Annotated in this window: 15 protein-coding genes; 8 read left to right on the top strand and 7 right to left on the bottom strand. The window is 39.3% G+C overall.

Annotated elements, in window-relative coordinates; genetic code table 11:
- Positions 1-103 precede the first annotated feature (103 nt).
- The 6 genes from HP439_RS01670 to HP439_RS01645 all read left to right on the top strand — a co-directional run bounded on the left by HP439_RS01670 (position 104) and on the right by HP439_RS01645 (position 4724).
- Positions 104-832 (top strand): sulfite exporter TauE/SafE family protein, encoded by a 729-nt coding sequence (locus tag HP439_RS01670; protein ID WP_172388613.1) that lies wholly within the window; start codon positions 104-106, stop codon positions 830-832.
- Between the two features lie 369 nt (positions 833-1201).
- Positions 1202-1429, top strand: coding sequence for a MoaD/ThiS family protein (locus HP439_RS01665; protein ID WP_172388612.1), 228 nt, complete (start codon positions 1202-1204; stop codon positions 1427-1429).
- 2 nt (positions 1430-1431) lie between these two features.
- Positions 1432-2550: a HesA/MoeB/ThiF family protein gene (locus tag HP439_RS01660; RefSeq protein WP_172388611.1), complete on the top strand. Its 1119-nt coding sequence runs from the start codon at positions 1432-1434 to the stop codon at positions 2548-2550.
- The gene (locus tag HP439_RS01655) at positions 2531-2977 is read left to right on the top strand and encodes a molybdenum cofactor biosynthesis protein MoaE (protein WP_216657735.1); all 447 of its coding nucleotides are present in this window, start codon (positions 2531-2533) and stop codon (positions 2975-2977) included. The genes HP439_RS01660 and HP439_RS01655 overlap by 20 nt, the downstream gene beginning before the upstream one ends.
- Positions 2977-3885, top strand: a complete 909-nt coding sequence (gene moaCB, locus HP439_RS01650; RefSeq protein WP_172388610.1) for a bifunctional molybdenum cofactor biosynthesis protein MoaC/MoaB — start codon at positions 2977-2979, stop codon at positions 3883-3885. The genes HP439_RS01655 and moaCB overlap by 1 nt, the downstream gene beginning before the upstream one ends.
- A 113-nt stretch (positions 3886-3998) precedes the next feature.
- Positions 3999-4724, top strand: coding sequence for a 3-keto-disaccharide hydrolase (locus HP439_RS01645; protein ID WP_172388609.1), 726 nt, complete (start codon positions 3999-4001; stop codon positions 4722-4724).
- An 83-nt stretch (positions 4725-4807) separates the two neighbouring features.
- On the opposite strand, the gene HP439_RS01640 is transcribed toward HP439_RS01645, so the two are convergent.
- From HP439_RS01640 to HP439_RS01610, 7 genes are all read right to left on the bottom strand, one after another.
- Positions 4808-5575 (bottom strand): DUF6620 family protein, encoded by a 768-nt coding sequence (locus HP439_RS01640; RefSeq protein ID WP_172388608.1) that lies wholly within the window; start codon positions 5573-5575, stop codon positions 4808-4810.
- 38 nt (positions 5576-5613) lie between these two features.
- Positions 5614-6417 carry a hypothetical protein gene (locus HP439_RS01635; RefSeq protein ID WP_172388607.1) on the bottom strand — a complete coding sequence of 268 codons (804 nt, stop codon included), beginning with the start codon at positions 6415-6417 and terminating at the stop codon, positions 5614-5616.
- A gap of 10 nt (positions 6418-6427) precedes the next feature.
- Positions 6428-6670, bottom strand: a complete 243-nt coding sequence (locus HP439_RS01630; protein ID WP_172388606.1) for a PH domain-containing protein — start codon at positions 6668-6670, stop codon at positions 6428-6430.
- A gap of 7 nt (positions 6671-6677) precedes the next feature.
- Complete coding sequence (locus HP439_RS01625; RefSeq protein ID WP_172388605.1) at positions 6678-7652, bottom strand: SPFH domain-containing protein; 975 nt, start codon at positions 7650-7652, stop codon at positions 6678-6680.
- Positions 7653-7797: 145 nt separating this feature from the next.
- Positions 7798-9627 carry a helix-turn-helix transcriptional regulator gene (locus tag HP439_RS01620; protein ID WP_172388604.1) on the bottom strand — a complete coding sequence of 610 codons (1830 nt, stop codon included), beginning with the start codon at positions 9625-9627 and terminating at the stop codon, positions 7798-7800.
- Positions 9628-9848: 221 nt separating this feature from the next.
- Positions 9849-10835: a hypothetical protein gene (locus tag HP439_RS01615; RefSeq protein WP_172388603.1), complete on the bottom strand. Its 987-nt coding sequence runs from the start codon at positions 10833-10835 to the stop codon at positions 9849-9851.
- Positions 10836-10845: 10 nt separating this feature from the next.
- A complete protein-coding gene (locus tag HP439_RS01610; RefSeq protein ID WP_172388602.1) occupies positions 10846-11487 on the bottom strand; it encodes a hypothetical protein in 642 nt (213 codons plus the stop codon).
- A gap of 549 nt (positions 11488-12036) precedes the next feature.
- On the opposite strand from HP439_RS01610, the gene HP439_RS01605 reads away from it, so the two are divergent.
- Both HP439_RS01605 and HP439_RS19370 read left to right on the top strand, forming a co-directional pair.
- Positions 12037-13284 (top strand): PQQ-dependent sugar dehydrogenase, encoded by a 1248-nt coding sequence (locus HP439_RS01605; protein ID WP_172388601.1) that lies wholly within the window; start codon positions 12037-12039, stop codon positions 13282-13284.
- 123 nt (positions 13285-13407) lie between these two features.
- The coding region (locus HP439_RS19370; protein ID WP_216657734.1) for a hypothetical protein at positions 13408-13597 on the top strand (190 nt) is incomplete at its 3' end.

Here is a 13597-nt window from a genome sequence, read left to right as displayed (position 1 = left end):
ACGATCAGTCGATTGGTACCTATTAATGAAATTAATTACACTTTGATAACATTGGCGTTTGCTGAAAATTAGGATACAACACCTTTCAATAAAAAATTAATCTATGGAATGGTTCTATGTATTGCTCTTTACTGTCGCATTCTTATACTCATCTGTAGGACACGGCGGGGCGAGTGGTTATCTTGCGCTAATGGCTTTATATGGAGTAGCACCACAGGAAATGAAACCCACAGCGCTCGTCTTAAACTTGTTTGTATCCTTAACATCCTTTAGTCAGTATTATATTAGAGATCATTTTAAGAAAAAATTATTCATAACCATATCAATAGCCTCCATTCCGATGGCATTTTTAGGTGGCACAACTAGCTTAGACGACCATTTATATAAACGAGTACTCGGCCTACTGTTAATCTTTCCGATTATAAAGTTTTTCTTTTTCAAAAGCGCTGATAAGAGCCAACTAAAACAGTCGAATCACTATGCCGCAATTTTCATCGGCGGAGCCGTTGGGCTGCTTTCGGGAATGATCGGTATCGGTGGCGGAATCATACTGTCCCCCCTGTTGATATTATTAAGGTGGACTGACCAAAAACAAACGGCAGCAATAAGCGCCGCCTTCATATTTGTTAATTCCATATCCGGGCTGGGCGGCATGTTGACTCAGGGCATCGTTTTTAATACGAATATGTGGACTTACGTGGTGGTCGCTTTTAGCGGTGGCCTGATGGGTGCGTATGTTGGATCAACTAAATTAAATCAAGAGGGAATAAAATATGTACTCGCCTCAGTACTTGTATTAGCCGCCTATAAACTATTATTCACAACAGCATAAATGAGATTTTCAGCAATATTACGATTCATCTATTCGATTTTCCATATTCAAAATCAAAAGAACCTTTGTTTTTCCAGAATAAACATCAATACGAGAGCTATGTTCCTTCGGGTAAATCCTTTAAGTTTTTTGTCATAACCTATAACACCCCATGTATAATATACAAGGCATTCCATTCAAAAAATCGCTAATGAGTATCTTTTGGCTATTTTTCATCAAAAAAAATTACAAGAATATTATGTCGATTGCCCCCCTGGTGATGATTATAAAATTGTATTTTCGTACGACACACTTTTGGGTGTTTAATCAGCTCGTATTAACGGTATATAGAAAAAAGACTATCGAGCAACAAATAATAAGTCTTAAATAATGGGGATAACGATAATAAGTTACGGATCTTTAATTGATGTGTTGGGGCAGTCATTAACGTGTATAGCGACAGATACAGACGAATTGATTACTCATATCCATCAAAAATATCCAAATATCAAAAATAAAAGATTTGTGATTGCCGTTAACAATACAATTATAAAAAAAAATACGGTATTACGGCAGGGAGATCAAGTGGCTCTTATGCCACCCTATTCGGGAGGTTAACAATGGAAATAGAAGAACGATACGCGAGGCATTATAGTTTAAATGGCTTTGGTCCTCAGGCCCAGAAAAAGCTTCAACAGGCATCGGTCCTTGTTGTCGGCGCTGGTGGCTTGGGTTGTCCCGTACTGCAGTACCTAGTGGCTGCGGGAGTAGGAAAAATTGGTATTATCGATCACGATCGTATCGCCTTAAGTAATCTGCAACGTCAGGTCTTATTTGATAGCACCCAGATCGGTGAATACAAAGCGCAAGCAGCTGCAAACAAGCTGAAATTATTGAACCCACTTGTAAATATTCAAGAATATATCCTCTATCTCTCTACGGAGAATGCTATCGAACTACTCGAGGGATATGACGTTATTGTTGACTGCACGGATAATTTTTCAACGCGTTACATGCTTACTGATATCTGTATGCTGTTAGAACAACCCTTGGTATTCGGGGCTATTTTCGAATACGAAGGACAGGTTGCTGTGTTCAATGTTTCCGATGAAAACGGAAACAAAACAACTTATCGAAATTTGTTCCCTACCCCACCAAGCCCGCTCGACGCACCGGACTGCAATGAGAACGGAGTATTGGGCGTATTGCCAGGCTTGATCGGTGTGTTGCAAGCCTCGGAAGCAATCAAATTATTGACAGGTGTTGGCCAACCTCTCGTTAATAAGTTAATGATTATGAATGTGAAAGATAATCGGACCATTGTCGTCGACATCCCTGTAGAAAATCGTCAAGTCCCCTCTCAACCGCAGTCACTAGCAGAGTTTGAGGATTTTGACTATGCCTATCATTGCGGACTGAAATTAAATTCTGTCGATCCTATCTCTCAACAAGAGTTCGCCCTCCTTCCAAATTCCGACGATGTTCTGATAGTAGACGTTCGAAATACGAACGAGCTTCCAAAATTATCCTTCCCACACCTACAGATACCCCTGAAGGAACTTCACGATAAATTTAAAAAAATTGATAAGTACAATGTGATTGTAATATGTCAAGAAGGAAAAAGGAGTTCTACCGCTGCACAATTTTTAGCCGACAAACTTGGTGCAAATTATTCAATTCGAAATTTAGAAGGCGGAATTTCTGCCATGCTAACCTATAATGATGGAAAAATCTGTTAAAAATATTTTTGTTGCTGGAGCGATCTCTCCCCAGATGATCATGGACGGTATTTCCAAACACGCCAACAAAACGAATATTGGGGCACACAGTCTTTTTCTAGGCCAGATACGTGCCGATGAAATAGGGGATAAAACCGTGTCCGCGATTGAATATACGGCAAACACGGAATTAGCATTGGTACAAATGACGACCATTAGAGAAAATATATTCGAAAAATATCCCTTAACCTGTTTACATGTATATCACAGTTTGGGCTCGATAAAAGTTGGAGAAATCTGCTTTTTCGTTTTTGTCTCTAGTGAACGCAGAAAGGCAGCAATAGCCGCCTGCGAGGAGCTCGTCGAGCGTGTTAAAAAAGAATTACCGATCTGGGGAAAAGAAATTTTCACAGACGATAGCTACCAATGGAAAGAAAATAAATCATAATGGTCGAGATAACGTTTAAAAACTACACCCTACGAAAAGCCATCGCTGCTGCAAAAGTCACCGTTACATTGCCTCAAACGATGGATGCAATAAAAAGTAAATCAGTTCCCAAGGGCGATATTTTTGAGTTTGCCAGAGCATCCGCACTTTTAGCGATAAAAAAAACCAGTGACATGATTCCCGACTGTCACCCGCTACCCGTAGAATATGCAGCTATACGCTACTCCTTGGACGATTTGTCTATAAACATAGAAGTGGAGGTTCATACAATATACAAAACTGGCGTAGAGGTGGAGGCGATGCACGGCGCCTCGATTGCAGCCTTGGTTATTTACGATATGCTCAAACCAATAGATAAAGGTATCCAGATCAGTGACATACGGTTGATTGATAAAAAAGGTGGTAAAAGCAATGCTTCTTCCTTTGCACCCCAAACACTTAAAGCTGCGATAGTCGTATGCAGCGATAGCGTATTTCAAGAAAAAAAACAAGATCAATCGGGTAAAGCGATCGTTTCAATATTACAGGACCACGGGTTTAATCACATCTTGTATAGTGTTGTCCCGGACGAAAAGCAGGCAATAGCAGCAAAACTAGAGACTTATAAGTCCGAAGGAGTCAATCTGTTGATATTTACAGGGGGCACCGGCCTATCTGTACGCGACGTCACACCTGAGGCTGTGAAACCCTACCTAACAACTGAAATTCCGGGAATCATGGAAAATGCCAGGTCTTATGGGCAGCAGCGGATTGGAACTGCCATGCTATCCCGCAGCATTGCCGGGTTTTCAGACGACATGTTTGTGTTGACATTACCTGGATCAGAAAATGCCGTTAGAGAATATATGGCGACGCTGTTCCCTCATGTTCTACACGTATTCGATGTTCGCGGTGACAATGCCCACTAACTCCTTTGGCTACAGAAAAATATAAACAGGTTGCAATCGATCATGATCAACGCTTATAATTCAAAAATATCAATTTAGTTGATATTTTACTGTATTTCCCTTAAGTTAGCGTTATGAAACTTAACCTACTAAATACGATTTTCTTACCCCTTTTATCTTCTGTTGTTTTTTTCGCTTGCAGTTCGCCGGAAGAAGAACCCAACAAACTTACTGAGGAAGAAAAAGAAACCGGATGGGAATTATTATTCGATGGTAAATCACTGAATAACTGGCATATATACAACAAAAAAAACATCCCTGCCCCATGGGTAGTTCAAAATGGTACAATTTACTGCGACCCGACGAGCGACACACAAAAAGGAGATTTAATAAGTAATAATACCTACGAAAATTATGAATTCACCTTTGAATGGAAGCTTGAAAAAGAAGGTAATAGCGGTGTATTTATTAATGTCATTGAAGACCCAACTATTGATGCTACTTATCATTCGGGACCCGAGTATCAATTACTAGATGATGCCCACGTGGATTTCGATAAGCCGTTAAAACGCTCGGGATGTTTATATACGTTTTCGCCTCAGAAAAACTTTGTTAACACCAAGCCTAGAAATGAATGGAATCAATCACGGATAGTTCAGAAAGACGGGAAGGTAACTTTTTATTTAAACGATGTTATGACCGCAGAAACGGATTTTAATTCTTCAGAATGGAAAGCCCAAGTGACACGAAGTGCATTTAAAAATTATCCTGAATTTGGCAAGAATACAAAAGGCAAAATAGCATTACAGGATTGGTCTCGCGGAGTATCTTTTCGGAATATAAAAATTAGAAATTTGTAAGTCTTCAAAGGATTCTTAAAGAGAAAAACTCTACGGTTTAGTCGTAGAGCTTTTTTTATTATTTTAACACTGGAAGATTGTAATTAAAAATCTATATCATCGACTACACCGCCCGTGCCATGCTCTTTCGCAAAGCGTTCGTTATATTCGTTTTTCTTCTGTTCCTGATAAGCCATCATTTGGGCCATCACGCCAAAATCATTCATATATTTCGTTCCTGCGCCATTAACTTGAGACACGGTGAGCCCAAGATTGTCAATTAACCATTGTGCGCCATCAATACCATTAGCATAGGCGGCTTCGAGAGCACCCTGAATCTCGAAAAAATAATGTTTATCAGTTTCCAAACGATCGAGATTCGCCTTAGCATCTTCGGTAAGAACATCTGTTTGGGGTGCATTCCCCGGTGTCAAGCTTCCTAATTTTGGATGTTCTTTTGCTTGCCCAAAATATTTTGAATATACGTTGACGAGGTTATATGTATTGTCGTCCCTCATTCTATTATTCCAAGTCGTTTGCGCTTCATCCCAAATTGGCCTTTCAATTCCCAGAGCAGTACATATTTCATCCTCTGAACATCCCTCACCAATCTTAGACGCTCCTGCAGCGTAATCTGCTATCGTCACACCATGAACGGGCGCCAATAATGGATCGTTTGGATCTTCAGAAGCAGTATTCATTGTCTTTACGCCCGCCGAAGCTGCGCCCATATCAAAAATTTGCTGCATGTCACCCTGTCCGTAATTTCCAGGCTCTTGTTCTGGGGTAGACTTATTTAACTGATCTTGCATTACGCCTTTCGCAAGATCTTCAATATTGTCATTGAATTTTTTTATTAGTTTCTTAAACATGATATTTTATTTTTAAGTGTTCATTTAGTTATCTTACTTTACCATGGTAAAATGTCATTCTCGAAATCTCTTACCAGGCGAGCTCTATAGCTTTGATGTTGCTGCTCCATCCCTGGTAATATTGAATTCATCTCTGTTATAAGCACATCTAGGTAAGCCTCATGCTCATCTCTAGCATCCCTTTTACTTGTCTGCATTTTTTTGTTTTGATAAATTTGATATAAATCTTTACAACGTGCACGCGCCAAGGGTTGCACAATATGTTCGATCATTCGTGCTTTACTTCCAGGATCAAACGTATTTTGTGTCTGGCAATACTCACATGTGATATAGCTTGATTGAAAATAGAATCTATTAATATCGAGCTTTGCACCACATTGACTACAATGGAAAGCATCAACCGCCAAATTGTACTCCTCCATAGTAAGTGCATATTCTTTTTCTAGGTCACGTTCTAGCACGCCATTGAACAATTTCTCCATCATATTAACCATTCGAGCATTCCACTCACTATAATAAGGCGCGATCTCAAGCATCTCCATTCCGCGTGCAGAAGGAATCACTTTTGTCTGATAGGTCGAACTCGCTTTCTGAATAATCTGTGTAAATTGTGCTATTATCGCAGATTTAAACTGTAAAAAGCTCCGCTTATAAGGGTCTGTATCTGCATCAGCAATAAGCTGCGCGGATTCTTCAACCTCCTTCGCAATTTCCTGGGCACGGTCGTCGAGTTTCCCCAAAAAAATCTGTAAACGACCGAAAGGTGTAGCGGTCTCTGGTTGTTGAATATTATCTCGCTGACTGGTTTCTTCATTCTTATTAAATCCAAAAATATTAAGCATATCTTATTTATTAAGGTGAATTATCTTTTGATGTTATATTTATGCCGTCGGTCAACTCCACTTCCATCAATTGCCGCCCACAATATGCGCAACGTGTTAAGCCGTCTACCTTTGCACGTGCTGCACCGCAATCTGGACATTGTAGAACCGTCGTTCTCAAAGGTTGAGTAGTGACCTTCTCTCGCTTTTGTTCTAACGCTTTCTTCTTTAGTCGCTCGACTATTGATAGTGTTTTTTTTTCTGGGTCGTCCATCGTTTAATTATAGTTTTGATAGCAATTCAGTCTTCTTATCCTTGTACTCATTTTCATCAATTAACCCTGAATCAAAAAGCTTTTTTAATTGTTGTAATGACGCTGTAATGTCGGTTGATGAAGTTCCCGACGTATCGTTAACTGGCTGATTTTGCATTTCTTTGATCAATAAACCTAAACCCACCCCCTGCTGAACATCGCCCGCTATTACACTATTTGGAGAACCAATTGCTAACGATGTATTAAATTCTCGAAACCGCGCTGCATCATCCCCAACCATATTCATCCCAGTAACTTTATCAAAAAATTCAGTAACCTGTTGTGGCAGGCTGACGGAGGTAACAGTAAACTGTGTTATAGTTATTCCAAGATCTTCAAAATAAGGCAGTATTAACGGTTCTATTTGATTATTTAATACCGAAAGGTTACGTGCGATATCCAATGTAGGTATCTGTAACTGCGCCAATGCCTCTGCAAATTTCGGTGCTATATAATCTCGAAGTTTCACTTCGAAATCTTTAATCGTCAATTCGGCGCTGACCCCTGCATATTCACGAAAAAAACGTTCTATATTGCTAATACGAACATTATAACTCCCAAATGCACGTAGACGCACTTGCCCAAATTGTGGATCCCGCAGAATTACCGGGGAGGGTGTTCCCCATTTTAAATTCAGAAACTGTTTTAGTGCAAAATAAAATACGTCTGCTTTAAATGGGCTTTCAAAACCATATTTCCATCCTTTTATGCGGGTCAATATTGGAATATTTTGTGTCTGCAAGGCGTGAGCGCCCGCTTGAAAAATATCAGCAACCGTTCCCTGTGTCATAAACATGCTGGCCTGCCCCTCTCGCACAATGAGCTTTGCACCATTTTTTATCTCTCGATCTTCATCCGGCACTTTCCACATCATTACTGTTGTGGGCTGATCGTGCCATTCAATAACCTCTATAAAAGGTAAAAAATTAGAACGTTTATCCATCGCGTCGATTTTAAGTTTATAAAACTGTGTTTTTAAATCTACGACAGACCAAATGAAAATGGTATAAATCAGGCGACTACAAAATGACTACACATTAAATATCTACCTGACTATAAGTTACTTATAATTTTAAATCAATTTCACTTTAAGAATTATTAACGAGTGTTTGAAGGTAATTATTTAACTCCGTTTCTTTAGGTAGTTGAAGCTTTTGTTTAATTCGATATTTGCTAACGCGTACACTTTTGGGTTCAATATGAAATGCGGCAGCAATCTCTTTGGTCGATAACTGTAAATGCATGTATGCACAATGTTTGAGCTCAAGTGCTGAGAGTTTATCTCCTGACTGGATTTTAAGCTTCTCAAAAAAGTCTGGGTGAATGTCTTTAAATGCTCTTGCGGATTGTTCCACTTTTTCTTCCAGTCGCATTTCTTCCTTAATTATTCGATCGATGAATCTCCCATTTTCGGTTGTCTCGAATTGTTTAAATTTCTCCTTGAGTTGAAGTAAGAGCCTATTTTTTCGATCGATCTGCAACGCGTCGGCCATAGCTTCTTTTTGTAATTGATCTTGTTTAATGTAAAGAAGTTCCTGTTCTGATCGTAACCTAGCCTGCTCTTCCAGTTGAATTTGCTGTTGCAATTTTGCTTGCCTTTCATTATCATCCTTTTGTTGCTGCAATCTTAAATTGCGCTCTCGATCTAGCCTATGCTTATTCTTACTCGATATTCGAATTAGAAACACCACGATTACCAAAAGCAAACAAAGTCCAATCAATAGTACTATTTGAATACGCCGCTGACTTTCTCGATCCTGCGCAACCTGTATTTGTGCTTGCAATTGTTTATTTTCGAACTGTGTTTCTAACCGTTTTGTTTGCCGCATCTCCGCTTCATCGAAGATTTTCTGTTCAAATTCTTGTTTCTTTTTTTGATAAAATAGTGCTTTCTCAAAATCGTTTCGCTCGCTATAGAAATCACTCAATCCCTGGGTAACATTAGCTAGCGCGTAATAGGAAGGAGCCTTTGAAGCACGCAGATGAATGTAGGAATCCATTAAATAGCTTTCAGCGACCTGATCATTACCACGTACCTTAGCTACCTCAGCAAGTAAGCCGTTTACGTTTCCCATAATCAAATAACTCCTGTCATGAATCAGATAAATCTCTTTAGCCGCATTCGTATACTTCAATATACTATCCTGTATCGCTGGCTTTTTTTCATCCCCGTATCGAAAAAAATAATTTGCAAGATTCACATTAGAAATCGCATATGTCCGCTTACTCACTGCTGAAGGATTTGTTTCAAAAACATTTAATGAAAGATGCAGATAATGAGCAATACTATCTAAATAAATACCTTCTTTATTCTTACGATATTGATATTCCATTACCGTTGAATAAGCACTGTATGAATTTGCAAGAAGTTCAAAGTCTTTCGCTAGTTTAGAATTTTCGATTGCCAATTTTGCGTACTTACTTGTTAAAGCCAGATCATCCCATCCAGAATATACACCGTAAAGAATATAATAGGCTCTGGCAGCGAGCGAAGCATCAGGAGATCGTTTCAAAACTTCCGTTGTCCGTTGCGCATATTCCACCGCAAGATTCCCGATATCCAAATAATTATAATACGTTGCTGCTCCGGTATATGCATGCGCCAACGCGAGGTCATTCCGAGAGGCTTTTGAAAGGGTTAAGTTACTATCGACGTATATTTTTGCACGATCAAAATTGTCAGTTACTAAATAATGTTTACTCAATTCGGAGAATAATTTTCCACGTTCAATGGGATAATTCTCAAGATCGGCTCGTTGCTCTGCTTGATGAAGCAAACGATAATTTTCCTCAGCATTCGCGTCCATACGAGCTGACTTTGCTTTATCCAATAACGCCGCCAGAGTATTCCCCTGCGCATTCACAGTATAGCTTAATAGAATGAAGGCTACGCAAACAAAATATTGAATATTCGACATGAGTTAATTTGAATAAATTGTAAGAAGCCAAATAGTAAATTACGCCGTTTATTTGGCTCAAAAGCTAAATATATCAAATTAATTCAAATTCATGGGGTTGCCATCCCATCTCAGGTCTCCTTTTTTAGAGTCTCTTTTCAAGGATCAAAAGAGCTGAAAGCAAGTCGCTATCAAAGAATACGGGATGGCGTTTTACTTTTTAACAAAAAAGATAATTGTAACTAATAATTTTCATCAAAATAAAAATCCTCCGCCAAAAGGACTTTTGATGGATCCTCTGGTAAATAAAAAATAGGCAACTCAGTTACATTGATAGTATGTAATTCCAAAAGATTGACTATCTTTTTAACACTACCGACGCGGATTTGCCCCTGATCATCTGTAAACTCAAATTCAAACCGTATTTGTGGTTGTTCGTTAATGTACAAGCCTGTTTGGTTCCTTTCGCGTAACTTCGCTATAGCGGTCTTCCCTTTTATAAGAATTTTGCGATCCATATTTGCTCTTTTGGTATGCACCCCCATCACCTCTCCAAATAGAAATTGACCAACTAAAAGGCCGAAAAACAAACCATAATACGGAATAGTAACCCACGGATGCCAAAAGTGTAGAAAACGCCAACCCATTCCGTTATTTTGAAACCAATAAGAGAATACCAGATAGCTCACACAAAATATTGCAAGGAAAATCAATCCCAGATTATATGGGTTTAAAATATTGCGTTTTCCAAACCAAGAACCATCTATGATGATCAGCGGCGCGCCCATACTAGGATTAATACGAATATCCACGTTCTTCCCTACTTCAAACCGTTTTTTCTCCGGCGAGCCGTCATTTAATTCGTAGGGGATTTTAACCGACACATTTGACAAGTTCTTAAAACTCAATTCTAGTTCCAGCTCCTGATGGTTTTGTGCATCCTTTAAAATCTTCTTCGACTCGACTCGAGCTACGCGTAGAATCCCTTCTTGTAAAGTTTTATTTGCACTTTTTTGCATCACTATCCCCGGCCGCACCATTTTTAAATAATAGGCAACAATAAACAATATCCACCCTACGCTACCGATAGAAAGGTAAAGAATAGATATCCAAGATGATGTATAACCGAACATACTGCTTCCTCCTAGCATAACCGGAGCGTACTCAAATATCATCGGAAAGACAAAGATGAAAAACATTAAATACAATACCCAAAAGCTTCTAGACATACCTTGTTTATTAATCTCGTTCAAACTTTATTATTTCGCCGGACAACATAGCACGCAGGCTATACGTCCCCCGAGCCCCTTGCACTGAGGAATACCATTGATTGTCGATCAATGTAGGTCTAATTATCAAGTAAATATGATTAACATCTTCTGCGCCGTCAATCTTTTCCGATTCTTTACTCAAATAGTTGTAAAGTTTTGTAACTGTACCGAAATCTATCGAATCGAGCGATAAAACTTGCTGGTCGAGATCTACTCTGCTGCTCACCTGAACCGGCTCTGGCTCCTGCCACTCGCCATCACGAAAAGTATAGCTATCAACGTTCTCTAAAATATCCGGATCCCGCAGACTTAACATCACCCTACCATCATCGTAAAAATGGATATCACTGTATACCTGTAGCGACTTGCCTTTAAACTTAGGCAGATCCTCAAGTTTCTGTTTCACTCCTCTAAGATATCCTGCGTTATCTAAATAATTCTCTTTGGTTAAAACTTCATTCATCATCCGTTTCATCATGCGAGATGTTCCTTGTTTTTCACCCTGAGCGGGCTGCTTAAAAGTATCTTTAAAACTTTGGGAAATCTGATTGCAGCCAGCAAACAAAAAAGCAACCACACTCGCACAAAAGATCATTCTATAACGATTCATTTTTGTTCGATTAAACGCCCTATAATTAAAAAATATTTTTTTCATCATTACCCCAATATACCCAATCATCCCTGTAGCTCACGAACCGGATTCAATAAAACAGCGACTACAAAATGACTACAATACACGTAAAAACTTATATTACAGAGTTTTACAAAATAAAAAAACAAATAGGATTTCGTATAATATATTATACTCGGTTAAACAGTATCTTTTACGATAGTTAAGGAGAATCGCAAACGTCCGACCCAAGGACGACGCGATCTAAAAATCATACAGACATCAGCCGCGGAAGTCTACCAAAAGTAGCTAAATAGTATTTCTCATAGCATATTAGCTCTAGGAATTAATTGAAGCAACGAAATAGGCGACCCATGAAAATATAAATTTAATCACTTTTTATGATGTGATTTGAAACAAATTCTTGTATTTTGCAGTTAATTTCCTAAACGTAGAAAACTAAACATTGTAAGAGAAGGACCGCTATTATATCCGTCGTGAAATTAAGTAATGACAATAACGATCTTTCGTAACATAACAGACAAACATATGAAGAACAAACTACCTGCATTTTTGCTACCGGCATTCGGCTTATTTATGGCTTCATGTAACAATAATACGGCGGCAACGAGTACCTCTTCTGATAGCACGGCTTCAGATAGTATATATCCTCCCGTGGAAACACAAAAAGCAAATACCGATTATCCTCCGGCTTTTGACGGACAGACCCGAATCGCTGGAGTAAAAACGACGACAGCTTATGAAAGTACCGTTGTTACCGACAAACTTAAGTCTCCTTGGGCTATTGCAGTATTACCTGACGGACGATTATTAATCACCGAGCGGGAAGGAACGTTGCGGATTGTCGGTGTAGATGGAGCCGTTAGTGAGGCTATCACCGGCTTACCGAAAGTTGATGCTGACGGCCAAGGAGGGTTACTTGGAATTACCTTAGATCCTGATTTCACGTCTAACCGAACAGTTTATTGGGCATTCTCTGAACCTGCTAATGGTGGAAACCATACGGCAGTTGGAAAAGGCCGACTTTCCGACGATGAGAAAACTATTGAACAAGCATCCGTTATTTATCAAGCACTTCCAACCTACGATGGTAAACTACATTATGGCGGACGGGTATTATTTGGAAAAGATGGTTTTTTATATTTAAGTACCGGAGAGCGATCAGATTTAGAGACTCGCCCGCAAGCAGCAGATTTAACATCGGCCTTGGGCAAAATTATACGAATTACAAAAGATGGCAAACCTGCGGAAGGCAACCCGTTTGCCTCTCAAGCAGATGCTCGTCCAGAGATTTATTCCTATGGACATCGTAACGTGCAAGGCATGGCCTTCCACCCCGAGACAGGAGACCTATGGGAAACTGAATTTGGGCCTAGAGGTGGGGACGAGTTAAATAGAGTGGAACCTGGGAAGCATTATGGTTGGCCGGAGATAACCTATGGGCTAGAATACAGTGGAGAAAAAGTTGGTGATCCAGTAATCCAGAAAAAAGAAGGTCTAGAACAGCCTGTTTATTACTGGGATCCAGTATTATCTCCCAGCGGAATCACCTTTTATGACAGTGATGTAATTCCAGAATGGAAGAACAATTTATTTATCTCAGGACTGAGTAGTACCCATATTGCCCGCATCGTCATCAAAGACAATAAAGTTGTTGGTGAGGAACGCCTATTAGCGAAAGAGGGCCAACGCTTTCGTGATATAAAACAGGGCAATAACGGCGAATTGTTTACGGTAACTGACGGCGGCAAGCTGTACAAGATATCCAAAAAATAGAGTTGAAACAAAACAATGAAGGACACTTAGCATATCGTTAAGTGTCCTTTTTTTTAAAAGATATTTGTCCCATCCTATAAGAAATTTAATTATAGTCTGTACTTTTGGAGAAAATTCATGAGTATGAAGCGTTCCTGGAGTATTTGGGCATTTTTAACAATCCCGCTGTTAGTCATATCCTGTAAAACACAGTTACATCCCACGGTAAAAAAGGTACAATATTATCAAATCGACACTTCAGTTCAGAATGATACCGCTATCGTAAATTATTATTCTCCTTTTAAAATTAAGCTAGAACAGGAAATGAATCGCG

The sequence above is a fragment of the Sphingobacterium shayense genome, assembly GCF_013179575.1.
Classification (GTDB): Bacteria; Bacteroidota; Bacteroidia; order Sphingobacteriales; family Sphingobacteriaceae; genus Sphingobacterium; species Sphingobacterium shayense.
The sequence above is the reverse complement of the archived record's forward strand: the minus strand, read 5'-3'. Positions and strand labels throughout refer to the sequence as shown.